The following is a 22090-nucleotide window of genomic DNA, read 5'->3' as shown; positions in this document are numbered from 1 at the left end:
GAATACGGGAGCAGTAGTCCATGCAAACCCTGAAACGCAGTATGGCCGCGATGGTCGCCCTGCTGGCCTTGAGCCTGTCGGTGGTCGCCCGCGCCGAATTGCCGGATTTCACCCCGCTGGTGGAGAAGGCTTCGCCGGCCGTAGTGAACATCAGTACCACCCAGAAGGTGCCGGACCAGGTCGCCAGCGCTCAGATGCCCGACCTGGAAGGCCTGCCGCCGATGTTCCGCGACTTCATCGAGCGCAGCATGCCGCGTGGCCAACGCCCGCCGCGTGGGGCGCAGCGCGAGGCGCAATCCCTGGGTTCGGGGTTCATCATTTCCGATGATGGCTACGTCCTGACCAACAACCACGTGGTCGCCGACGCCGACGAGATCGTCGTGCGCCTGTCCGACCGCAGCGAGCACAAGGCCAAGCTGATCGGCGCCGATCCGCGCAGCGACGTGGCCCTGCTGAAGATCGAGGCCAAGGGCCTGCCGACCCTCAAGCTGGGCGATTCCGACAAGCTCAAGGTCGGTGAGTGGGTGCTGGCCATCGGCTCGCCGTTCGGCTTCGACCACTCGGTGACCGCCGGCATCGTCAGCGCCAAGGGCCGCAGCCTGCCGAACGAGAACTACGTGCCCTTCATCCAGACCGACGTGGCCATCAACCCGGGCAACTCCGGCGGCCCGCTGCTGAACCTGCAGGGCGAGGTGGTCGGCATCAACTCGCAGATCTTCACCCGTTCCGGCGGCTTCATGGGCCTGTCCTTCGCCATCCCGATCGATGTCGCCATGAACGTGGCCGACCAGCTGAAGAAAGGCGGCAAGGTCAGCCGCGGCTGGCTGGGCGTGGTGATCCAGGAGGTCAGCAAGGACCTCGCCGAATCCCTCGGCCTGGACAAGCCGGCCGGCGCCCTGGTGGCCCAACTGGTGCAGGACGGCCCGGCGGCCAAGGGCGGCCTGCAGGTCGGCGACGTGATCCTCAGCCTGAACGGCCAGACCATCAACGAGTCGGCCGACCTGCCGCACCTGGTCGGCGGCATGAAGCCGGGCGACAAGGCGGCCCTGGACGTGTTCCGCGATGGCTCGCGCAAGACCCTGAACATGACCATCGGCAACCTGCCGGACGAGGACGACGAAGTCGCCGCCGTCGAAGGGCAGGGCGCCGAGCGCAGCAGCAACCGCATGGGCGTGACCGTCGCCGACCTCACCGCCGAACAGCGCAAGTCGCTGGACATCAAGGGCGGCGTGGTGATCAAGGACGTCCAGGACGGTCCGGCGGCGATGATCGGCCTGCGTCCGGGCGACGTCATCACCCACCTGAACAACCGCACGGTGGATTCCGCCAAGGCCTTCTCCGACATCGCCAAGGCGCTGCCGAAGGGCAAGTCGGTGTCCATGCGCGTTCTGCGCCAGGGGCGTGCCAGCTTCATCACCTTCAAGCTGGGGGAGTGACTGGCGGGCAGGTAGGCCGGAAAAGGGTCGTGCCGCCGGGGCATCCGGTGTGGCCGATGAATCCAACCGCGGACGGAGTCCGCTCCTACGGCGTGCTTCCCTGAACCGTAGGAGCAACTGTCTGCGTCGAGGTGCTTTTCGTAGGATGGGTTGAGCTTGCGAAACCCATGCGGTTGCGCTGATGGGTATCGCTTCGCTCAACGCCATCCTACGAAAAGCCGTGCTTCCCGGAAGCGTAGGAGCGGGCTCTGTCCGCGATTCGGCGGATAACGCCGCACGCAGAAACCTCCGGGCGCACCGGAATACCTCTGAAGGCCAAATGAAAAACGCCGTTTCCCCCTCAGGAAACGGCGTTTTTTCTTAAGCGCTTCAGCGCGGCTCAGCGGAACGCCCAGCGCACCCCCAACCAGGCGGTACGCGGCGCCCCCGGAGCAACGAATGTCTCCCCCACGGAATTGCTCCGCCTGCCATTGACCGCGCCATTGCCAGCCGCGCCATCGGTACGCATCACGCCATTGTCGTCGAACGGATTGGCGCCAAGCATGCCGGCCGTGGCGTACTCACGGTCGAACAGGTTGTTGACCTGGGCGAAGACGCGCCAGGCCGGGGTGAGCTGGTAGGCGCCGTTGAGGTTGAACACGGTGTAGCCGCCGATCTCGCCGCCGCCCTGGTACAGGCCGCCGCTCTGGTGGTCGTTGTTCTCATTGCCGCGCACGTAGGAGCTGGAGACGCTGATGGCATCGGCGCCGAGGCTCAGGCGCTCGGTCACCGCGTAGTCGGCCGACAGCTTGAGGATGTTGCGCGAGACCAGCGGAATGCGGTCGCCGGACTTCACGCTGATGTTGCCGTCCTCCGCGCTGCTGTTGGCCTCGCCCAGGAAGGTCTCGCCCGAGCGGTAGGTGGCGTCGATGAAGGTGTAGTTGGCGGCCAGCGCCCAGTCGCCCCAATTCCCGGAGATGCCGGTTTCGATGCCGCGCCGGCGGGTTTCGCCGAAGTTCGCGAAGTAGCCGCTGCCGCTGGTGCTGGACGACACGAACATGATGTCGTTGCTGTTGCGCGCGCTGAACAGCCCGGCGTTCCACTGCACGTTGTTTCCGATCAGGCCGCGCAGGCCGGCTTCCCAGGTGCGCGTCACCACCTGTTCCAGCGGCGGATCGCCGGCCATGGAGTTGGGCAGGCGGCAGGGCGACTCGGGGTTGGCGCAGCCCAGCTCGATGGTGGTCGGGGCCCGGCTGCCTTCGCTGTAGCCGACGTAGGTGGTCAGGCTGGGAGTCGGGCGGAAGGTCAGGCCGATGGCCGGGTTGAAGCGGTTGAAGCTGTGCTTGCCGCTGAGCGAGGCGTTCTCGTCGACGGTGTCGCCCAGGGCGTCGCCGTCGAGTTCGTAGTGGGACAGTTGGTCGTGGTTGCGCACCGAGATGTCGTTGTAGCGCCCGGACAGCGTGAGGTCGAGCGTCGGGGCCAGGCTCAGGGTGTCGCTGCCGTAGAGGCTCCAGGTGCGGGTGTTGCCTTTCAGGCGCGCGGCGCGGTCGTCCAGCTCGCCGTCCAGGTTGAAGGCGTTGCCGGCTTCGGCGTACACGCCGGTACCGACGATGCCGCGGTCGGCGGTGAGCGCGCCGTATTCGGCCGACTGGCGGAAGCGTACCTGGCTGTAGTCGAAGCCGCCGCCCAGGGACAGCAGGTTTTCCTTGCCGAACAGCCGGTTGCGCAGCGAGAGCTGCTCGAACAGGCCGATGTTGCTCTGCGTGGTGCGGGTGCGGTTGATCATCCCGGTGCATTTCTCGCCGGGTTCGCCGCCCGGCTCGAACTGCGCGACGCAGGCCGCCAGGTTCGCCGCGGTGGTGTAGCTGCCGGCCGTCGGCAGGATGTTCTGCCCGGCTTCGCCGATGCCCTCGGGCAGGGACTCGTCGTTGATGTCGCCGTTGAAGGTGTCGGTCTTGATGTGGCGGTAGTAGAGGTTGCCGGAAGCGCTCAGGTCGTCGCTGTAGTCGTGGTTCCACTGCAGGTTGAGGAAGTTGGCGGTGTTCTGCGTGTTGTCCGGGTAGGTGTACACGCTGTCGCGGTCGCGGCGCAGGAAGCTCTCGGGGACCATGCCGTTACCGTTGAGGTCGCTGTCGGCGAAGCTGTAGGTCAGCTTCAGGTCGGTGGCCTCGCCCTGCCAGCCGAGCTTGCCGAACAACTGCTGCGCGTCGGAGTCGGAGTGGTCGCGCCAGCCGTCTTCCTCGAAATGGGTGCCGGCGAAGAACCAGTCCCATTGCCCCTCGCTGCCGCCGTATTCGGCCTCGCCGATCCTGCGCCCGTAGGAGCCCAGGGTGGCCTGGACGGTGCCGCCGGGGTTGTCGCGGCCGTTCCTGGTCTGCACCGAAAGTGCGCCGCCCAGGGTGTTGAGGCCGAACAGCGGGTTGCTGCCGGGCATCAGTTGCGCGCCGGCGATGGCGTTGTCGGGGATCAGGTCCCAGCTGACGACGTCGCCGAACGGCTGGTTCATGCGCACGCCGTCGAGGTACAGCGACAGCCCCTGGGGCGTGCCGAGCAGCGGCGAGGCGGTGAAGCCGCGGTAGTTGATGTCCGGTTGCAGCGGGTTGTTCTGGATCTCGTTGACGTAGACCCCGGCGCTGCGCCGCTTGAGGTAGTCGGCCAGGTCGAGCGCCTGGCTCTTCTGCATGTCCTCGCCGCTGAAGGTCTGTACCGGCGCGGCGATCCGGTCGCGGGAAACGCCCAGCGAGGGCAGCGGCAGGCTGCTGATCACCTTGCTCTGCCCGAGCGACAGGGGCTGCTCGCCGTCCGCGGCGCGGGCGGGCAGGGCGAGGCCGGCGGCGTGGGCCACGAGCAGGGCGAGGGCGCTCGGGCCGAAGGGGTGGCGTCTGGGCATGGCAGTGTTTCCTGGTTCTTGTTGGCGTTGTGGAGCGGCGCGGCCGAATCGCTCCGCCGCGCCAGGGCCAGGCGCGCAGGTGCTCGGTGGGGAGGGGTGGCCTTGGCCGGCGTGCGGCTGCACGGAGGACACTAGGGCCCTGGGTGGGGTGGGAAAATCCTACGTTGGATGCGGGCGCATCGTACGAACGTACTGGATGGCGGCCGCTGGGCGTCGGCAGCGCTGCGGCGCAGGGTGACGCCTGGCTGCGGATTCAGGTAAACTCCCCGGCTATTTTTCGGCGGATCGCCGCCTTCAGCCTTCCGAGTGTGTCAAGCCGTGAGTGACCTGAGTCATATCCGCAACTTCTCCATCATCGCCCACATCGACCATGGCAAGTCGACCCTGGCCGACCGCTTCATCCAGATGTGCGGTGGTCTGTCCGACCGCGAGATGGAAGCGCAGGTCCTCGACTCCATGGACCTGGAGCGCGAGCGGGGCATCACCATCAAGGCCCACAGCGTCACCCTGTACTACAAGGCCAAGGACGGTAAGACCTACCAGCTGAACTTCATCGACACCCCCGGCCACGTCGACTTCACCTACGAAGTCAGCCGCTCCCTGGCTGCCTGCGAGGGCGCGCTGCTGGTGGTGGACGCCGGCCAGGGCGTCGAGGCGCAGTCGGTGGCCAACTGCTACACCGCCATCGAGCAGGGCCTGGAAGTCATGCCCGTGCTGAACAAGATGGACCTGCCGCAGGCCGACCCGGACCGGGTGAAGGACGAGATCGAGAGCATCATCGGCATCGACGCCACCGACGCCGTGGCCTGCTCGGCGAAGAGCGGCATGGGCGTGGACGAGGTGCTCGAACGCCTGGTGCAGACCATCCCGGCGCCCGAGGGCGAGATCGAGGCGCCGCTGCAGGCGCTGATCATCGACTCCTGGTTCGACAACTACCTGGGCGTGGTCTCGCTGGTGCGCGTCAAGCACGGCCGCGTCAAGAAGGGCGACAAGATCCTGGTGAAGTCCACCGGTAAGCTGCACCAGGTGGACAGCGTCGGCGTGTTCTCGCCCAAGCACACCGAGACGCCGGACCTCAAGGCCGGCGAAGTGGGCTTCATCATCGCCGGCATCAAGGACATCCACGGCGCGCCCGTGGGTGACACCCTGACCCTCAGCACTACCCCCGACGTGGCCGTGCTGCCCGGCTTCAAGCGCATCAAGCCGCAGGTCTACGCCGGCCTGTTCCCGGTCAGCTCCGACGACTTCGAGGACTTCCGCGAAGCCCTGCAGAAGCTGACGCTGAACGACGCCGCCCTGCAGTACGAGCCGGAAAGCTCCGAGGCCCTGGGCTTCGGCTTCCGCATCGGCTTCCTCGGCATGCTGCACATGGAGATCATCCAGGAGCGCCTGGAGCGCGAATACGACCTGGACCTGATCACCACGGCGCCCACCGTGATCTTCGAGATCGTGCAGAAGAACGGCGACATTCTCTATGTCGACAACCCGTCCAAGCTGCCCGACCTTTCGTCCATCGACGAGATGCGCGAGCCCATCTGCCGGGCCACCATCCTTGTGCCTCAGGAGCACCTGGGCAACGTCATCACCCTGTGCATCGAGAAACGCGGTGTGCAGCGTGACATGCACTTCCTCAGCGGCCAGGTCCAGGTGATCTACGACCTGCCGATGAACGAAGTGGTGCTGGACTTCTTCGACCGTCTGAAGTCGACCAGCCGCGGCTACGCCTCGCTGGACTACAGCTTCGACCGCTTCGAGCCGGCCAACCTGGTCCGTCTCGACGTGCTGATCAACGGCGAGAAGGTGGACGCCCTCGCCCTGATCGTCCACCGCGACAACGCTCCTTACAAGGGGCGCCAGCTGGTGGAGAAGATGAAGGAACTGATCCCGCGTCAGATGTTCGACGTCGCGATTCAGGCGGCCATCGGCGGGCAGATCATCGCCCGCTCGACGGTCAAGGCGCTCAGGAAGAACGTGCTGGCCAAGTGCTATGGTGGTGACGTGAGCCGTAAGCGCAAGCTGCTGGAGAAGCAGAAGGCCGGTAAGAAAAGGATGAAGCAGGTCGGTAGCGTGGAGATTCCCCAGGAAGCCTTCCTCGCCGTGCTCAAAGTGGACAGTTAGATTCTATGACGCTGAATTTCCCGCTGTTGCTGGTGATCGCCGTCGCCCTGTGCGGCGCCCTGGCCCTGGTCGACCTGGTGCTCTTCGCACCGCGCCGCCGGGCCGCCATTTCCGCCTACCAGGGCTCGGTCACCGAGCCCGATCCGGAAGTGCTGGACAAGCTGAACAAGGAGCCCGTGCTGATCGAGTACGGCAAGTCCTTCTTCCCGGTGCTGTTCATCGTGCTGGTGCTGCGGTCCTTCCTGGTCGAGCCGTTCCAGATCCCCTCCGGCTCGATGAAGCCCACCCTCGAGGTCGGCGACTTCATCCTGGTCAACAAGTTCGCCTACGGCATCCGCCTGCCGGTGCTGGACGCCAAGGTGATCCCGGTCGGCGACCCGCAGCGCGGCGACGTCATGGTGTTCCGCTACCCCAGCGACCCGAACATCAACTACATCAAGCGCGTGGTTGGCGTGCCGGGCGACCGCATCCGCTACACCAGCGACAAGCGCCTGTACGTCAACGACCAACTGGTGGCCGAGCAACTGATCGGCGAGGAGCCAGGCAGCCTGGGTAGCGTGACCCTCTACCAGGAGAAGCTGGGCGAGGCCGAGCACCTGATCCGCAAGGAGATGACGCGCTACCGCGTGGAGCCCGGCAAGGAGTGGACGGTACCCGCCGGGCACTACTTCATGATGGGCGACAACCGCGACAACTCCAACGACAGCCGCTACTGGAACGATCCGAAGATCCCCAAGGAGCTGCTGGGCATGGTTCCGGACCGCAACATCGTCGGCAAGGCCTTCGCCGTGTGGATGAGCTGGCCGGACCCGAAACTGCGCAACCTGCCGAACTTCTCGCGGGTCGGCGTGATTCACTGAATGTGAGATGCGTCGAGCGCCGGCCGCCGGTCGGTGCTAGAACGAAGGGCGGGGCGGCACGCGGGGAGCGGGTCTGCCCCGCTTGCACTTGGAACCGCCGGTGGCGGGGGATGAGAACCATACCGACATGAGGTCAGCATGAAGTACGCAGGTTCGCAGAAGGGGATGTCGTTGCTGGGTTGGCTGGTGGTGCTGGCCATTGTGGCCTTCCTGGCCAGTACCGCATTCAAGATCATTCCGCATTACCTCGACTACTACGCCATCGAGAAGGCCATCAAATCGGTGGAAACCGACAAGGCGGCGGATGTGCGTAGCGTCCCGGAGTTCTACTCTTACGTGGACAAGGCGCTGACCATCAACAACATCCGCGACCTGAAGCTCGAGGACGCGCTGACCGTGGAACAGGACAACAACGAGTTCCGCGCGCACCTGAAGTATGAAAAACGCGAGCCGCTGATCGAGAACCTCGACCTGGTGGTCCACTTCGACAAAGAATTCCGTGTAAGAACGCCGTGAGCAATACCCTGGATCGACTCGAGCGCAAGCTCGGCTACACCTTCAAGGACCAGGACCTGATGGTCCTGGCCCTGACCCATCGCAGCTTCGCCGGGCGCAACAACGAGCGCCTGGAGTTCCTCGGTGACGCCATCCTCAACTTCGTCATCGGCGAAGCCCTGTTCAGCCACTTCCCGCAGGCCCGCGAGGGCCAGCTGTCGCGCCTGCGCGCACGGCTGGTCAAGGGCGAGACCCTGGCCCTGCTGGCCCGTGGCTTCGAACTGGGCGACTACCTGCGCCTGGGCTCGGGCGAGCTCAAGAGCGGCGGTTTCCGCCGCGAGTCGATCCTCGCCGACGCCATGGAAGCGCTGATCGGCGCCATCTACCTGGACACCGGCATGGACTCCGCGCGCGAGCGCATCCTCGCCTGGCTCGGCCCGCAACTGCGCGAGCTGACCCCGGTGGACACCAACAAGGACCCCAAGACGCGCCTGCAGGAGTTCCTGCAGTCGCGCGCCTGCGAGCTGCCGCGCTACGACGTGGTGGACATCCAGGGCGAACCGCATTGCCGGACCTTCTTCGTCGAGTGCGAAGTGGCCCTGCTGAACGACAAGACCCACGGGCACGGCGGCAGCCGCCGCATCGCCGAGCAGGTGGCCGCCGCCGCCGCGCTGGTGGCCCTGGGCGTGGAGAATGGCCATGACTGAACAACACGACGACATCAGCCGCTGCGGCTACGTCGCCATCGTCGGCCGCCCCAACGTGGGCAAGTCGACGCTGCTCAACCACATCCTCGGGCAGAAGCTGGCCATCACCTCGCGCAAGCCGCAGACCACCCGCCACACCCTGCTCGGCATCAAGACCGAAGGCGCGGTGCAGGCGGTGTACGTCGACACCCCCGGCCTGCACAAGGACAACGACAAGGCGCTGAACCGCTACATGAACCGCTCCGCCAGCGCCGCGCTGAAGGACGTCGACGTGGTGATCTTCGTCGTCGACCGCCTGCGCTGGACCGACGAGGACCAGATGGTCCTGGACCGCGTGCAGCACGTCAGCTGCCCGGTGCTGATCGCGGTGAACAAGGTCGACCGCCTGGAAGACAAGGCCGAGCTGCTGCCGCACCTGCAATGGCTCACCGAGCAACTGCCCAAGGCCGAAGTGGTGCCGATCTCCGCCCAGCACGGGCAGAACCTCGAGCTGCTGGAAAAACTGGTGGCCGAGCGCCTGCCGGAAAGCGAGCACTTCTTCCCCGAAGACCAGATCACCGACCGCAGCAGCCGCTTCCTCGCCGCCGAGCTGGTGCGCGAGAAGATCATGCGCCAGCTCGGCGCCGAGCTGCCCTACCAGATCACCGTGGAGATCGAGGAGTTCAAGCAGGAAGGCCGCGTGCTGCACATCCACGCGCTGATCCTGGTGGAGCGCGAAGGGCAGAAGAAGATCATCATCGGCGACAAGGGCGAGCGCATCAAAAGCATCGGCCAGAGCGCGCGCAAGGACATGGAAGTGCTGTTCGACTCCAAGGTCATGCTCAACCTCTGGGTCAAGGTGAAGGGCGGCTGGTCCGACGACGAACGCGCCCTGCGCTCGCTCGGCTACGGCGACCTCTGACACCCACCCGCGCGGCCCGCTCCAACGGGCCGCCTGAAGGCCGCACCCGCGCATGAGCCTCGTCAGCGTTCCCCTGCCGACCTTCATCCTGCACAGCCGCCCGTACAAGGAAACCAGCGCGCTGGTGGACTTCTTCACCCCCGAAGGCCGCCTGCGCGCCGTGCTGCGCGGCGCGCGCGGCAAGTCCGGGGCGCTGGCGCGGCCGTTCGTGCCGCTGGAGGCGGAATTCCGCGGCCGCGGCGAGCTGAAGAACGTCAGCCGCCTGGAAGCTGCCGGCATCCCCAACCTGCTGGCGGGCGAGGCGCTGTTCAGCGGCTTGTATCTGAACGAACTGCTGATTCGTGTGCTGCCGGCCGAGGTCGCCCATCCCGGGTTGTTCGAGCACTACCGCGCGACCCTGCCGGCGTTGGCCGCCGGACGCCCGCTGGAGCCCTTGCTGCGTGCCTTCGAATGGCGGCTGCTGGACGAGCTGGGCTATGGTTTCGCCCTCGATCGCGATATTGTCGGACAAGATATCGTCCCCGGCGGCCTCTACCGCCTGCTGCCCGACGCCGGCCTGGAGCCGGTGGGCGGCTTCCAGCCGGGCCTGTTCCACGGCGCCGACCTACTGGCCATGGCCGAGGCCGACTGGAGCGCCCCCGGCGCCCTGGCCGCGGCCAAGCGCCTGATGCGCCAGGCCCTGGCGCCGCACCTCGGCGGCCGACCGCTGGTCAGCCGCGAACTCTTCATGAATCGCAAGGAACCTCCCCGTGACTGAAGCCAACCGCATCCTCCTCGGCGTCAACATCGACCACGTCGCGACCCTGCGCCAGGCCCGTGGCACCCGCTACCCGGACCCGGTGAAAGCGGCGCTGGACGCCGAGGAAGCCGGCGCCGACGGCATCACCGTGCACCTGCGCGAGGACCGCCGGCACATCCAGGACCGCGACGTGCGCGTGCTCGCCGAGGTGCTGCAGACGCGCATGAACTTCGAGATGGGCGTGACCGAGGAGATGCTGGCCTTCGCCGAGGCGATCCGCCCGGCCCACGTCTGCCTGGTCCCGGAAACCCGCCAGGAACTGACCACCGAAGGCGGCCTGGACGTGGCCGGCCAGGAGGCGCGCATCCACGCCGCGGTGCAGCGCCTGGCCGCCGCCGGCTGCGAGGTGTCGCTGTTCATCGACGCCGACCCGCGGCAGATCGAGGCTTCCGCCCGCGTCGGCGCGCCGGCCATCGAACTGCACACCGGGCGCTACGCCGACGCCCACGGCGTGGCGGAAACCGCGCTGGAACTGGCGCGCATCCGCGATGGCGTGGAGGCCGGCCTGTCCCACGGGCTGATCGTCAACGCCGGCCACGGCCTGCACTACCACAACGTAGAGGCTGTGGCGGCGATCGCCGGGATCAACGAACTGAACATCGGCCACGCCCTGGTGGCCCACGCGCTGTTCGTCGGCTTCAAGCAGGCGGTGGCGGAGATGAAGGCGCTGATCGTGGCGGCGGCCAAGCGCTGAGCCCTAGGGGGGCCGGGCGCGGCCTCGGCGTTGGTGGAGGCGGCGGTGTATCGGCGTATAACCGCGAACGGTTATACGCCCTACGCCGAGACTGCTTTTCGTAGGATGGCGTTGAGCGAAGCGATACCCATCAGCGCAACCGCATGGGTATCGCAAGCTCAACCCATCCTACGAAAAGCCGTTCCGCCGGTATGGTAGGAGCGGACCTTGTCCGCGATAGCCGGAGGTTCCGGCGCGGTTCGCGGATGAGATCCGCTCCTACGCAACCCCACCCACGGCATTCCCCCTGCCCGCGATTCGCTAGGGCTTACGCGCCACCAGGGTGGCGCGCAGCGGCGCCGGCAGGCCTTCGATGGTGCGGCTGGGGTCGTGCGGGTCGAGGAATTCCGGCAGCGACTGGTAGCGCATCCATTGGGTGGAACGCTGTTCCTCCACCGTGGTGCGGCTCTGGTCGACGCAGCGCACATCCGTGAAGCCGGCGCGGCGCAGCCACAGTTCCAGGGCCGCCACCGAGGGCAGGAACCAGACGTTGCGCATCTGCGCGTAGCGGTCCTCCGGCACCAGCACGGTGGTGACGTCGCCTTCCACCACCAGGGTTTCCAGCACCAGTTCGCCGCCGCGGCGCAGGCAGTCCTTGAGCGCATAGAGGTGGTCGATGGGCGAGCGGCGGTGGTAGAGCACGCCCATGGAGAACGCGGTGTCGAAGCCTTCCAGGCTCGAAGGCAGCTCCTCCAGGGTGAGCGGCAGGTACCAGGCGGGCAGCTCCGGTAGGTAGCGCTTCATGGCCAGGAACTGGCAGAAGAACAGCCAGTTCGGGTCCACCCCCACCACGCTGCGGGCACCGGCGCCGAGCATGCGCCACTGGTAGTAGCCGTTGCCGCAGCCGACGTCGAGGATGCGCTTGCCGGCCAGGTCCAGGTGCGGCGAGACGCGCTCCCATTTCCAGTCCGAACGCCACTCGGTATCGATGTGCACGCCGAACACGTCGAAGGGCCCCTTGCGCCAGGGGATCAGCCCTTGCAGGGCAGTCTTCAGTTCGGTGCGGGTGGCTTCGTCGCAGGGGCCTTCCAGGGCGAAGCAGCGGGCCAACTCGATGTTTTCGGCGCGCAGTCCGGGCAACTGGTCGACGGCGGCCAGCCAGCGTTCCAGGTCGCCGTGGCCGTCCGCCACCTTGGCCGCGAGCTGCGCGGCGAGGGATTCGCTCCAGGCTTGCAGGGGCGTGCCGGCCAGTTCCCGGCGCAGGCCGTCGAGGGCGAAGCGTTCGATCATGGCAGGGCGACCAGCGAGGCGAAGTTCAGGCACTGGAACCACGGCACCACCTTGGAGAAGCCGGCCCGGGCCAGGCGCTCGCGGTGCTCGTCCAGGGTGTCCGGGCGCATCACGTTCTCGATGGCGGTGCGCTTCTGGGCGATTTCCAGCTCGCTGTAGCCGTTGGCGCGCTTGAAGTCCAGGTGCAGCTCGTTCAGCAGCTCCTGCTCGGCGTTGTCGCTGAAGCGCAGCTTCTCCGAGAGGATGAGCGCGCCGCCGGGCAGCAGGGCCTGGCGGATGCGCTGCAGCAACTCCAGGCGCTTGCCCGGCTCGATGAACTGCAGGGTGAAGTTCATGGCCACCAGCGAGCAGCTCTGGAAGTCCATGGCCAGGATGTCCGCCTCCAGCAGGTCCGCCGGCAGCAGTTCCTGGTACATGGCGTCCTGGGCGCTGAGGTACTCGCGGCAGCGCGCCAGCATGGCGGCGGAGTTGTCCACGCCCAGCACCCGGCAGCCGTCGGCCCTGACGTGGCGGCGCAGCGCCTGGGTCACCGCGCCCAGCGAGCAGCCCAGGTCGTAGATCAGGCTGTGCGGCTGGGCGAAGCGCGCGCCGAGCACGCCGATGTTCTCGACGATGGTCGGGTAGCCCGGCACCGAGCGCTTGATCATGTCCGGGAAGACGCGCGCCACGTCCTCGTTGAAGGTGAAGTCGGCGACGTGTTCCAGGGGTTGGGCGAAGATGCGGTCAGACTCGCTCACGCGGTGGGGCCTCGGTACGGTGGTGCGGACGGCCGGCGCCAGTCTCGGGCGCCGGGGTGCGCATTGTAGCCGAGCGGGGCGCGGCGCCCCAACCTCCGGGCGACGAGCCCGGCGCCTCACTTGAGCTTGTCGGAGAAGTACTCGCCGGCGCCCTGCAGCGGGCCCAGGGGGTTCTTCTTGTCTTCCACGCGGCGAATGTTCGGCTCGCCGTTGCTGACCTTGTGCACCACCACGTCGTCGATCAGCACGAACACCGGGCGGAACGACCAGCCCTGGACCTGGCGGCGCTTGCGGAAGTTGAACATGTCGGCCCAGAAGCTGCCGATGCGCTGGCTGTCGGTCTTGTTGAAGTCGAAGGAATAGCCGATGCAGCGGTCCTTGGCCTGCAGGCAGGTCACCAGGCCGTCGGGCAGGTAGTCGATGGGGATGTTCGGCTGCACGAAGAGCAGGCGCACGTCGATGAACGAGAGCATCTTGGCGTTGCCCTGGGTCAGCGGGTCGAAGCCCAGGCTGAGCAGTTGCGAGCGCGTGGTCCGGCCCGGCACCACCTGTTCGTAGCGGTGCTCGGCGTCCTGGTAGTCGATGAAGGGAGACTGCACCTCGGCGCGTTCGCTGGGCAGCAGGCTGCCGCACGCGCCAAGCATCAGACAGGTTCCAAGCATCCCCAGCAAACGGACTTCAGCACGCATGAAACCTCTCCATTCGATACTCCCTGGTATTTGATCTATAGACGATGACGGCAGCGCCTGCCGGACTTTTCTACAGGGCGAATGTGTCAGTCGACAGAGACCAGGTACTCGCGCATCAGCGGTGCCCAGGCGTCGCCTTCGCGCAGCCTGCGCAGGCCCTCGTCGAGCTGCGCCAGGCGTGCGTCGGCGTTCTTCAGGTGTGGGCTCAGGGCCACGTACATCGGCCGCGGGCTGGGCAGCTCGCCGGCGCTGCGGACCTGCCCGGCGAGGCCCTGGCGCTGGAGGTAGCGGTCGACGATGCGGCGGTCCTCGACCACCACGTCGACGCGGCCGAGCAGCAGCTTCTGCAGGTTGCGTTCGAGCACGCGCTCGCCGCTGAGGACCTGCACCCGCTCGTGGTCGTCCAGGTTGCGGTCGCGCCAGGCGTCCAGTTGCTCGCCGTAGGAATAGCCCTGCGCCAGGCCGACGGCGAGCCCGTCGAGGGAGGCCGGGTCGCGGTAGCGCCAGTCGCTGTCGGCGCGGGTGTAGAAATGCATGTCGGCCCAGGCGATGGGTTCGCGGCCGATCAGCAGCCCCTGGCTTTCCTCCGCGTAGGCGCCGATCACCCCGTCGATCAGGCCTTCGCGGGCCATCTGCAGGGCCCGCGACCAGGGCAGGTTCTCGAACTGCGGCGGCTCGGGCAGGGCCTGGCCCAGGCCTTCGAGCAGGTAGCCGGGTTTCTCCGGCGTCTGCGGGCACAGGTAGGGGCACCAGTCGTCGCCGCCCAGGCGCAGCGGCTCGGCGGTGGCGCCCAGGGCTGCCGCGCAGCACAGAGCGGTGAGGGTGGCGCGCAGCATGGCGTCCTCAGGCGAGGGGGTTCGCCTGCGAGTATGGCAGAGGCGTATGGCGCGCACTAACCGAGGCGGCGATGCCCAGCTGGCCGAGCCAGTAGCTGAGCATGATGGCGTAGCCGGAACCGGCGAAGGGCGAGACGAAGCGGTTGATGCCGATCATGCCGTCGGAGATCACGAACAGCAGGGCGCCGGCGGCGGCCAGGCGGGCGCTGGGCGAGGCCTGCGGCAGCCGGGCCAGGGCGCGCCAGAGCATGCTGGCGATCACCAGGCTGTACGCCGCGATGGGCAGGCGCAGCGGGCCCAGGCCCTGGCGGTCGAGCAGCAGGAACAGGCCGCCGCCCAGCGCTGCGGCACAGGCCAGGGCCAGCGGGGCGGGGCGTCGCGTCTCGCCCAGGTAGGCGGCGAGGTAGGCCAGGTGAGCGAGGAGGAAGGCGCACAGGCCGGGCACGAAGGCGTTGAGCGGCCATTCCAGCAGCACGTCGCCGAGCAGCGATAGCGCCAGGCCCAGGGTGATCCAGCGGCGGTAGGCTGTGGCGGGTTCGCGGCTCACCCAGCCGAGCAGGGCGATGATCGGCAGCGGCTTGCAGAGCATGCGCAGCCAGGGCAGGTCGAGGGCGATGCCGAGCAGGTAGGCGAGGCCGGCGAGGACGGCCAGGGGGAGCAGCCAGCGCATCTGTCGATTCTCCGCAGCAGGGTGCGTCGACTGTGCCGCAGCCGTCGCCGCCGCCCCAGGCCGCGGGCGTCAGATCGGGTGGTATTTGGCGCCGCGTTCAGTACGCCTTGAGCGCGCAGTCGAAGGTGCGCTCGGGGGCGACGTCGGCCTCCCAGGGGCGGCGGTAGGCCAGTTGCAGGTGGTCCTCGCCGCTGGCGGTGACGCGGAAGCGCCAGGTGGACTCGCCGGCGCTGCCGACCAGGCCGCTGTCCTCGGGATTGTTGTAGACCTCCGGGCCCAGGCTGGCCAGCACGTGGCTGGCAGGGTTGCGCACTTCCCAGCGGAAACCGGTGGTGGGGTTGCTCGGCAGCATTAGCACCAGTTCCTGGCCCTGGTGCAGTTCCAGGGGCTTGCAGGGCTTGTCGTCTTCCAGGCTGACCACGGGCTTGGGTTGGCTGGCGCAGGCGGCGAGCAACAGCAGGGGCAGGGCGAGCAGGGGGCGGGGCGACGGCATGACGACTCCTCGGGCTGGGTCCGGACAGGCGGGAGGATATCGCAAAGGTCCGACGCGGTGGGGCCATACGTCCCCAGGGAACGGCATGGGTGAGAGGCTCTTCGTAGGCGCGAGCCGTGTCAGCCTGCAGCTCGCGCCGGGATGGCCGGCGATCGCGGACAAGGTCCGCTCCTACGGGGGAATGCCGTGCCTCGGGGCAACCTGCGGGCCCTGCCCGCGATTTCGCGCGCAGGGCGCGCTCCTACATGGGAATGGTGTAGGTGGGGCGGCGTAGGAGCGGATCTCATCCGCGAATTGCGCCGGGATGGCCGGCCATCGCGGACAAGGTCCGCTCCGGGGGAATGCCGTGCCTCGGGGCAACCTGTAGCGGGCCCTGCCCGCGATTTCGCGCGCAGGGCGCGCTCCTACATGGGAATGGTGTAGGTGGGGCGGCGTAGGAGCGGATCTCATCCGCGAATCGCGCCGATAGTTCCGGCTATCGCGGACAAGGTCCTACACCCTCCGGCAAACACAACACCCCGTAGGATGGTGTTGAGCGAAGCGATACCCATCACCAGTGTCCGATGGATATCGCAAGCTCAACCCATCCTACGAAGAGCGTTCCGGCGCAGCGCTGGCCCTCAGGCCGGGAACAGCACCTTGGCCACGTCGCCGTAGCGCTTGGCGAAGTGCACCGTCAGGCCTTCCTTGAGGTAGTCCGGCAGTTCCTCGAAGTCGCCGCGGTTGGCTTCCGGCAGGATCAGCTCGTGGATCTTCTGCCGGCGCGCCGCGATCACCTTCTCGCGCACCCCGCCGATGGGCAGTACCTGGCCGGTGAGGGTCAGCTCGCCGGTCATGGCCACGCCCTTCTTCGGCGCCTGGTTGCGCGCCAGGGACAGCAGGGCACTGGCCATGGTGACGCCGGCGCTGGGGCCGTCCTTGGGCGTGGCGCCCTCGGGCACGTGCAGGTGGACGAAGGCCTGGTCGAAGAAGTTGGCGTCGCCGCCGTACTTCTTCAGGTTGGCGGTGATGTAGCTGTAGGCGATTTCCGCCGACTCCTTCATCACGTCACCCAGTTGCCCGGTCAGCTTGAAGCCGCGGTTCAGCGTGTGGATGCGCGTCGCCTCGATGGGCAGGGTGGCGCCGCCCATGCTGGTCCAGGCCAGGCCGGTGATGACGCCGATGCCGGAGAGCAGTTGCTCGGTGCGGAACACCGGCATGCCGAGGTAGCTCTCCAGGTCCTTGGCGCCGATCTTCAGCTTGGCCTCGGGGTCTTCCAGCAGCTTGACCACGGCCTTGCGCACCAGCTTGCCGAGCTGTTTCTCCAACTGCCGCACCCCGGCCTCGCGGGCGTAGCCCTCGATCACCGCGCGCAGGGCGGCGTCGTTGATCGACAGCCGCTCCTTCGGCACCCCGGCCTTCTCCAGCTGCTTGGGCCACAGGTGGCGCTTGGCGATGGCCAGCTTCTCCTCGGCGATGTAGCCGGACAGGCGGATGACCTCCATGCGGTCGAGCAGCGGCCCGGGGATGGAGTCCAGGGTGTTGGCCGTGCAGACGAACAGCACCTTGGACAGGTCCAGGCGCAGGTCCAGGTAGTGGTCGAGGAATTCCACGTTCTGTTCCGGGTCCAGCGTCTCCAGCAGCGCCGAGGCCGGGTCGCCCTGGTAGCTGGCGCCGAGCTTGTCGATCTCGTCGAGCATGATCACCGGGTTCATCACCTCGACGTCCTTCAGCGCCTGCACCAGCTTGCCCGGCAGGGCGCCGATGTAGGTGCGGCGGTGGCCCTTGATCTCCGCCTCGTCGCGCATGCCGCCGACGCTGAAGCGGTAGAACGGCCGGCCGAGGCTCTCGGCGATGGACTTGCCGATGCTGGTCTTGCCCACCCCGGGCGGGCCCACCAGCAGCACGATGGAGCCGGCGATCTCGCCCTTGAAGGCGCCCACGGCGAGGAATTCGAGGATGCGGTCCTTGACGTCTTCGAGGCCGGCGTGGTGCTTGTCCAGCACCTTGCGCGCGTGGGGCAGGCTGAGCTTGTCCTTGCCCAGCACGCCCCAGGGCACCGCGGTGGCCCAGTCCAGGTAGTTGCGGGTGACCGCGTATTCCGGCGAGCCGGTCTCCAGGATCGACAGCTTGTTCAGCTCCTCGTCGATGCGCTTCTTCGCCTGCTCGGGGAGGATCTTGCCTTCCAGGCGGGCGCGGAACTCGTCGGCGTCGGCGCTCTTGTCGTCCTTGGTGATGCCCAGCTCCTGCTGGAGGGTCTTGAGCTGCTCCTTGAGGAAGAACTCGCGCTGGCGCTCGCCGATCTTGCGGTTGACCTCGGCCGACAGTTCCTTCTGCAGGCGCGCGACTTCCACCTCCTTGCGCAGCAGCGGCAGGACCTTCTCCATGCGCTTGAGCATCGGCACCGTGTCCAGCACCTCCTGCAGCTCGTTGCCGGGCGCGGTGGTCAGGGCCGCGGCGAAATCGGTCAGCGGCGAGGGGTCGTTGGGGTTGAAGCGGTTCAGGTAGTTCTTCAGCTCCTCGCTGTACAGCGGGTTGAGCGGCAGCAGCTCCTTGATCGCGTTGATCAGCGCCATGCCGTAGGCCTTGACCTCGTCGCTGGAGTCGCTGGGCGTGTGCGGGTAGTCCACCTCGACCAGGAACGGCGGGCGGTGGCGCTTGATCCAGCCGCGGATGCGCACCCGCGCCAGGCCCTGGGCGACGAACTGCAGCTTGCCGCCTTCGCGGCTGGCGTGGTGCACGCGCACCAGGGTGCCGTGCTCGGGCAGGCTGTCGGGGTCGAAGTGGCGCGGGTCGTCCGGCGGGTTGTCCATGAAGAACAGCGCCAGGCTGTGGTGGTCGGTCTTGGCCACCAGCTCCAGGGTTTCCGCCCAGGGCTCCTCGTTGACGATCACCGGCAGCACCTGCGCGGGGAAGAACGGGCGGTTGTGGATCGGGATGACGTAGACGGTGGTCGGCAGCTTCTGGCCGGGCAGCACCAGGCCGGTCCCGGTGACCTCCTCGGCGCTGTGGATATCGTGAATCTCGTCTTGGTCGCTCATGAGGCACCTGACTGATTGAACATGACAGTCTAGATGGGGAATCGGCCCGCGACTTTCAATTCCCCGACGAGCGCGGCCTGTTGCCGGAGGTTTCCCGCGGCGGGCGCAGGAAGTCGCTGGGCGGGCGGCCGAACTGGCGGCTGAACATGGCGCTGAAGGCGCTGGGCGTGGAGTAGCCGACCTCCAGCGCCGCCTCCAGCACGCTGGCGCCGCTGCCCAGCAGCTCCAGGGCGCGCAGCAGGCGGGCCTGCTGGCGCCACTGGCCGAAGGTCAGCCCGGTGTCGCGCAGGAACCAGCGGCGCACCGTCTTGGCGTCGACCTTGGCCCGCGCGGCCCAGTCCTGGAGCCCGGCGTCCAGGCCCATGTCCCGGCACAGCCGGCGCAGGCGCGGCTCGTTGGGCAGCGGCAGGTGCAGGGGCAGCGCCGGCTCGCTGGTCAGCTCGTCGAGCAGCAGGCGCAGCACGCGGCCGTCGCGGCTGTCCGCCGGGACCTCGCCGGCGATGCCGACGGCGGCCAGGATCAGCTCGCGCAGCAGCGGCGAAATGGCCAGCACCGTGCACGCGGTGGGCAGGTGCGGCGCGCTGTCCGGCTCGATGTAGAGGGTGCGCACGCGCACCTCGCCGACCATCCGCGTCCAGTGCTCGACGCCGGCGGGAATCCACAGGCCACGGTTGTCCGGCACCACCCAGAGGCCGCCGGCAGTGCCCACCACCAGCACCCCGCGCACCGCATAGAGCAGCTGCGCGCGCTGGTGGCTGTGGCTGGGCACCTGGTGGCCGTCGGCGTAGTCCAGGGCGACGGCGGTCACCGGGCCGGTGGCGTGCTGGTCGCCGTGGATGGAAGGAATGTCCGCTTCTCGCATTTCATCGCCCGTTTTGCGTTAGACGGCCAGTCTCGCCCGTTACTAGCATGCTCGCCAATCCCCTCGCGCCCGGTTTTTCCCATGTCCGATTTCGCCAGTGCCCTGCAACCGCTCACCGAACAGCTCACCCGCATCGCCGACCTGCTGCAGCGCAACCTGCCGCCGCAGCCGGCCCAGGCGCTGCAGCCGGAGGTGATCGCCTACCTCTGGGAATACCGCCCCCACGCCGGGGTGGCCCAGGCGCAACTGACGCCGGTGCGCGAGCCGGCGCTGATCGCCTTCGACGACCTGCGCAACGTCGAGCGGCAGAAGACGCTGATCGAGCGCAACACCCGCCAGTTCGTCCAGGGCCGCCCGGCCAACAACGTGCTGCTCACCGGCGCCCGCGGCACCGGCAAGAGCTCGCTGGTGAAGGCCTGCCTGTACGCCTTCCACGCCGAGGGCCTGCGCCTGATCGAGGTGGACAAGGAACACCTGGGCGACCTGCCGCAGATCATCGAGCTGGTGCGCCAGCGCCCGGAACGCTTCATCCTGTTCTGCGACGACCTCTCCTTCGAGGACGGCGAGACCGGCTACAAGGGCCTGAAGACGGTGCTCGACGGCTCGGTGGCGGGGCAGGCCGGCAACGTGCTGATCTACGCCACCTCCAACCGCCGCCACCTGCTGGCCGAGCGCGCCGCCGACAACCTGGCCTTCTCCCGCGGCGAGAACGGCGAGCTGCACCCGGGCGAGGCGGTGGAAGAGAAGGTCTCGCTGTCCGAACGTTTCGGCCTGTGGATTTCCTTCTATGCCTTCAGCCAGGACGAATACCTGGAGGCGGTGGCGCGCTGGCTGCAATCCCACGGCCTGGGCGAGGAGGCCATCGAGGCCAGCCGCGCCGAGGCGATCCGCTGGGCGACCCACCGCGGCTCGCGCTCCGGGCGCATCGCCGCGCAGTTCGCCCGCGACTACGCCGGGCGCCACGCCGGCTGACCGGCGCGGCTGGGCAGGGCCGCGCAACTTCGCTAGAGTGCGGGAAAGCCACGCACGCCTCCTGCCGATGTTGCACGCACGCCTCGCTCGCCTGCCCGAGCAGTCCCACGCCCACGACCACGAACATCACCAACTGGTGATGGCCCTGGCCGGCCGCGCCGAGTTCGAGGTCGACGGGCGCGGCGGCGAGGTCTGCCGCATGCGCGCCTGCCTGGTGCCGGGGGATGCCCGGCACGCCTTCGCCGGTACGGGCGACAACCGCATGCTGATCCTCGACCTGCAGGCGCCAGGCGTGGCGGACGAGGACCGCGAGCTGCTGGCGCGGCTGTTCGAGGCGCCGCGCTACCCGACGTTGGATGCCGACTTCCAGAACCTGCTCAGCTACGCCGGCGCGGAACTGGCGCGCTACGGCAGCGACCCGCTGCTGGCCAGGGCGCTGGGCGGCGTGCTGCTGCGCGCCCTGCACCTGCGCCTGTTCGGCGAGACGCCCCGGCCGGCCACCGGCCCGCTGGACATGCAGCGCCTGGACGGGCACATCCGCAGCCACCTGGCGCGGCGCATCACGGTGGCCGAACTGGCCCAGGTGGCCTGCCTGAGCCCCAGTCATTTCCACGCCCAGTTCAAGGACAGCGTCGGCCTGACGCCGCACCAGTACCTGCTCAAGCAGCGCCTGGACGCCGCCGCGCGCCTGCTGCGCGAGACCGACCTGGCGCTGGTGCGGGTGGCGGAGGAGTGCGGCTTCTCCAGCCAGAGCGCCCTGACCACGGCGATGCGCCGCTACCTGGGGCTCACGCCCGGGGCCCTGCGCCGAGGTTGAGCCGGCCGCCTCAGGGGCCGGCGATGTCGCGGGAATCGACCTCGGCGCGGTAGCCGGGGCCGACGTCGAAGAGCACGAAGTAGGGCACCGCCGGGCGCTGGAAGGTCAGGCTGGAGTCGGCGCCCAGGCGTTCTTCCAGCAGCGTCTGGCCGTCATGGCCGAGGACCCGCAGCTTCACGCCCTGCGCCTGGCTGCCGTCGCTGAAGCCGCCCAGGCAGCGGATGCGTTCGGCGTCCAGGGCCTTGCATTCGAGGAAGGGCGCGTGGGCCATTGCCTGCGGGGCGAGGCCCAGCAGGAGGAGGGGAAGCAGGGCTTTCATCGGGACGCTCCTTGGCGGTCGAGCCAGGCCACCAGCGACGGGGAGGCCTCGGCGAGGGGCAGGCTGGCCTGGTGCACGCTGCCGTCCCAGGCTTCGACGGTCAGCCACAGCTGGTCGTCGGCGCGGGCGCGTGGCGGCACCGCCACCTCGGTGAACTGCTGGTACGGGCTGCCGCTGAGCAGCGCGCCGGGGGCGCTCAGGCTGTAGGGCCGGCCGATGCGCAGGTAGGCCGCGCGGATTCGCTGCTCGCAGCCCTGGCACCAGGCCAGGGTGAAGGCCTTGAGGTGGCCGGCGCGGCCTTCGTCCTCGGGGTCGCCGACTTCCCATTCGGCCAGGCGCGCGTGCCAGGGGCCGACCTGCAGTTCGCCGACCTCGCGTTCGCCCAGGCCGGTGAGGCCGCGGTCGACGCGGGCGTCGTGGAGGAACGCCGGCAGGTAGCCGAGGGGGATCAGCACCAGCAGGGCGCTGAGGTGGAAGCGCCAGCGCAGCCACTGGCGGCGCAGGCGCGAAGATTGACGGGCGGGCAT

The 22090-nt window shown here is 68.2% G+C and carries 21 protein-coding genes; 10 read left to right on the top strand and 11 right to left on the bottom strand.

What is annotated here, in order from left to right:
- The first annotated feature begins 20 nt into the window (after positions 1 to 20).
- Positions 21 to 1436 (top strand): DegQ family serine endoprotease, encoded by a 1416-nt coding sequence (locus tag FG99_RS17315; RefSeq protein WP_009616442.1) that lies wholly within the window; start codon positions 21 to 23, stop codon positions 1434 to 1436.
- Positions 1437 to 1815: 379 nt separating this feature from the next.
- Here the strand turns inward: FG99_RS17315 and FG99_RS17310 are convergent, their stop codons facing one another.
- Positions 1816 to 4305, bottom strand: a complete 2490-nt coding sequence (locus tag FG99_RS17310) for a TonB-dependent receptor (RefSeq protein ID WP_043271379.1) — start codon at positions 4303 to 4305, stop codon at positions 1816 to 1818.
- A 318-nt stretch (positions 4306 to 4623) separates the two neighbouring features.
- Between FG99_RS17310 and lepA the strand changes: the two genes are divergently transcribed.
- The 7 genes from lepA to pdxJ all read left to right on the top strand — a co-directional run bounded on the left by lepA (position 4624) and on the right by pdxJ (position 10879).
- On the top strand, positions 4624 to 6423 hold the full coding sequence (gene lepA, locus FG99_RS17305; RefSeq protein WP_009616447.1) for a translation elongation factor 4: 1800 nt from the start codon (positions 4624 to 4626) through the stop codon (positions 6421 to 6423).
- A gap of 5 nt (positions 6424 to 6428) precedes the next feature.
- The gene (gene lepB, locus FG99_RS17300) at positions 6429 to 7283 is read left to right on the top strand and encodes a signal peptidase I (RefSeq protein ID WP_009616449.1); all 855 of its coding nucleotides are present in this window, start codon (positions 6429 to 6431) and stop codon (positions 7281 to 7283) included.
- Positions 7284 to 7421: 138 nt separating this feature from the next.
- Positions 7422 to 7799, top strand: coding sequence for a DUF4845 domain-containing protein (locus FG99_RS17295; protein WP_009616451.1), 378 nt, complete (start codon positions 7422 to 7424; stop codon positions 7797 to 7799).
- Complete coding sequence (gene rnc, locus FG99_RS17290; RefSeq protein WP_009616452.1) at positions 7796 to 8485, top strand: ribonuclease III; 690 nt, start codon at positions 7796 to 7798, stop codon at positions 8483 to 8485. Before FG99_RS17295 ends, rnc begins: the two co-directional genes overlap by 4 nt.
- Positions 8478 to 9386, top strand: a complete 909-nt coding sequence (gene era, locus FG99_RS17285) for a GTPase Era (protein ID WP_043271376.1) — start codon at positions 8478 to 8480, stop codon at positions 9384 to 9386. The genes rnc and era overlap by 8 nt, the downstream gene beginning before the upstream one ends.
- 52 nt (positions 9387 to 9438) lie before the next feature.
- Positions 9439 to 10143, top strand: a complete 705-nt coding sequence (recO, locus tag FG99_RS17280; protein ID WP_009616456.1) for a DNA repair protein RecO — start codon at positions 9439 to 9441, stop codon at positions 10141 to 10143.
- Positions 10136 to 10879, top strand: a complete 744-nt coding sequence (gene pdxJ, locus FG99_RS17275; protein ID WP_043271374.1) for a pyridoxine 5'-phosphate synthase — start codon at positions 10136 to 10138, stop codon at positions 10877 to 10879. The genes recO and pdxJ overlap by 8 nt, the downstream gene beginning before the upstream one ends.
- A 300-nt stretch (positions 10880 to 11179) precedes the next feature.
- On the opposite strand, the gene cmoB is transcribed toward pdxJ, so the two are convergent.
- The 8 genes from cmoB to FG99_RS17235 all read right to left on the bottom strand — a co-directional run bounded on the left by cmoB (position 11180) and on the right by FG99_RS17235 (position 19455).
- Positions 11180 to 12148, bottom strand: a complete 969-nt coding sequence (gene cmoB / locus FG99_RS17270; protein WP_043271373.1) for a tRNA 5-methoxyuridine(34)/uridine 5-oxyacetic acid(34) synthase CmoB — start codon at positions 12146 to 12148, stop codon at positions 11180 to 11182.
- A complete protein-coding gene (gene cmoA, locus FG99_RS17265) occupies positions 12145 to 12885 on the bottom strand; it encodes a carboxy-S-adenosyl-L-methionine synthase CmoA (RefSeq protein ID WP_043271371.1) in 741 nt (246 codons plus the stop codon). Before cmoA ends, cmoB begins: the two co-directional genes overlap by 4 nt.
- A 116-nt stretch (positions 12886 to 13001) precedes the next feature.
- Positions 13002 to 13574 carry a hypothetical protein gene (locus FG99_RS17260; protein WP_009616464.1) on the bottom strand — a complete coding sequence of 191 codons (573 nt, stop codon included), beginning with the start codon at positions 13572 to 13574 and terminating at the stop codon, positions 13002 to 13004.
- Positions 13575 to 13660: 86 nt separating this feature from the next.
- On the bottom strand, positions 13661 to 14410 hold the full coding sequence (locus FG99_RS17255) for a substrate-binding periplasmic protein (protein WP_009616466.1): 750 nt from the start codon (positions 14408 to 14410) through the stop codon (positions 13661 to 13663).
- Between the two features lie 7 nt (positions 14411 to 14417).
- Positions 14418 to 15080 carry a lysoplasmalogenase gene (locus FG99_RS17250; protein WP_043271367.1) on the bottom strand — a complete coding sequence of 221 codons (663 nt, stop codon included), beginning with the start codon at positions 15078 to 15080 and terminating at the stop codon, positions 14418 to 14420.
- A 97-nt stretch (positions 15081 to 15177) separates the two neighbouring features.
- Positions 15178 to 15573 (bottom strand): protease inhibitor I42 family protein, encoded by a 396-nt coding sequence (locus FG99_RS17245; protein ID WP_043271366.1) that lies wholly within the window; start codon positions 15571 to 15573, stop codon positions 15178 to 15180.
- Between the two features lie 620 nt (positions 15574 to 16193).
- Positions 16194 to 18593 carry an endopeptidase La gene (gene lon, locus FG99_RS17240; protein WP_043271364.1) on the bottom strand — a complete coding sequence of 800 codons (2400 nt, stop codon included), beginning with the start codon at positions 18591 to 18593 and terminating at the stop codon, positions 16194 to 16196.
- 55 nt (positions 18594 to 18648) lie between these two features.
- Positions 18649 to 19455: an AraC family transcriptional regulator gene (locus tag FG99_RS17235; protein WP_043271362.1), complete on the bottom strand. Its 807-nt coding sequence runs from the start codon at positions 19453 to 19455 to the stop codon at positions 18649 to 18651.
- 81 nt (positions 19456 to 19536) lie between these two features.
- Between FG99_RS17235 and FG99_RS17230 the strand changes: the two genes are divergently transcribed.
- Positions 19537 to 20427, top strand: a complete 891-nt coding sequence (locus FG99_RS17230) for an ATP-binding protein (RefSeq protein ID WP_043271361.1) — start codon at positions 19537 to 19539, stop codon at positions 20425 to 20427.
- Between the two features lie 67 nt (positions 20428 to 20494).
- Positions 20495 to 21244: an AraC family transcriptional regulator gene (locus FG99_RS17225; RefSeq protein ID WP_043271359.1), complete on the top strand. Its 750-nt coding sequence runs from the start codon at positions 20495 to 20497 to the stop codon at positions 21242 to 21244.
- 10 nt (positions 21245 to 21254) lie between these two features.
- Here FG99_RS17225 and FG99_RS17220 read toward each other — a convergent pair whose 3' ends face one another.
- Positions 21255 to 21563, bottom strand: coding sequence for a hypothetical protein (locus FG99_RS17220; protein ID WP_043271358.1), 309 nt, complete (start codon positions 21561 to 21563; stop codon positions 21255 to 21257).
- Positions 21560 to 22090: a hypothetical protein gene (locus FG99_RS17215; RefSeq protein ID WP_043271356.1), complete on the bottom strand. Its 531-nt coding sequence runs from the start codon at positions 22088 to 22090 to the stop codon at positions 21560 to 21562. Before FG99_RS17215 ends, FG99_RS17220 begins: the two co-directional genes overlap by 4 nt.

It is taken from the genome of Pseudomonas sp. AAC (assembly GCF_000725445.1).
GTDB lineage: Bacteria > Pseudomonadota > Gammaproteobacteria > Pseudomonadales > Pseudomonadaceae > Pseudomonas > Pseudomonas citronellolis.
The sequence above is the reverse complement of the archived record's forward strand: the minus strand, read 5'-3'. Positions and strand labels throughout refer to the sequence as shown.

What these genes read in the sequence shown, in the direction of transcription:
- FG99_RS17315 (WP_009616442.1), top strand. Translation starts at nt 21, where the DNA reads ATGCAAACCCTGAAACGCAGTATGGCCGCGATGGTCGCCCTGCTGGCC.
- FG99_RS17310 (WP_043271379.1), bottom strand. Translation starts at nt 4,305, where the DNA reads ATGCCCAGACGCCACCCCTTCGGCCCGAGCGCCCTCGCCCTGCTCGTG.
- lepB (WP_009616449.1), top strand. Translation starts at nt 6,429, where the DNA reads ATGACGCTGAATTTCCCGCTGTTGCTGGTGATCGCCGTCGCCCTGTGC.
- FG99_RS17295 (WP_009616451.1), top strand. Translation starts at nt 7,422, where the DNA reads ATGAAGTACGCAGGTTCGCAGAAGGGGATGTCGTTGCTGGGTTGGCTG.
- era (WP_043271376.1), top strand. Translation starts at nt 8,478, where the DNA reads ATGACTGAACAACACGACGACATCAGCCGCTGCGGCTACGTCGCCATC.
- recO (WP_009616456.1), top strand. Translation starts at nt 9,439, where the DNA reads ATGAGCCTCGTCAGCGTTCCCCTGCCGACCTTCATCCTGCACAGCCGC.
- cmoB (WP_043271373.1), bottom strand. Translation starts at nt 12,148, where the DNA reads ATGATCGAACGCTTCGCCCTCGACGGCCTGCGCCGGGAACTGGCCGGC.
- FG99_RS17260 (WP_009616464.1), bottom strand. Translation starts at nt 13,574, where the DNA reads ATGCGTGCTGAAGTCCGTTTGCTGGGGATGCTTGGAACCTGTCTGATG.
- FG99_RS17255 (WP_009616466.1), bottom strand. Translation starts at nt 14,410, where the DNA reads ATGCTGCGCGCCACCCTCACCGCTCTGTGCTGCGCGGCAGCCCTGGGC.
- FG99_RS17250 (WP_043271367.1), bottom strand. Translation starts at nt 15,080, where the DNA reads ATGCGCTGGCTGCTCCCCCTGGCCGTCCTCGCCGGCCTCGCCTACCTG.
- FG99_RS17245 (WP_043271366.1), bottom strand. Translation starts at nt 15,573, where the DNA reads ATGCCGTCGCCCCGCCCCCTGCTCGCCCTGCCCCTGCTGTTGCTCGCC.
- lon (WP_043271364.1), bottom strand. Translation starts at nt 18,593, where the DNA reads ATGAGCGACCAAGACGAGATTCACGATATCCACAGCGCCGAGGAGGTC.
- FG99_RS17235 (WP_043271362.1), bottom strand. Translation starts at nt 19,455, where the DNA reads ATGCGAGAAGCGGACATTCCTTCCATCCACGGCGACCAGCACGCCACC.
- FG99_RS17230 (WP_043271361.1), top strand. Translation starts at nt 19,537, where the DNA reads ATGTCCGATTTCGCCAGTGCCCTGCAACCGCTCACCGAACAGCTCACC.
- FG99_RS17225 (WP_043271359.1), top strand. Translation starts at nt 20,495, where the DNA reads ATGTTGCACGCACGCCTCGCTCGCCTGCCCGAGCAGTCCCACGCCCAC.
- FG99_RS17220 (WP_043271358.1), bottom strand. Translation starts at nt 21,563, where the DNA reads ATGAAAGCCCTGCTTCCCCTCCTCCTGCTGGGCCTCGCCCCGCAGGCA.
- FG99_RS17215 (WP_043271356.1), bottom strand. Translation starts at nt 22,090, where the DNA reads ATGCCCGCCCGTCAATCTTCGCGCCTGCGCCGCCAGTGGCTGCGCTGG.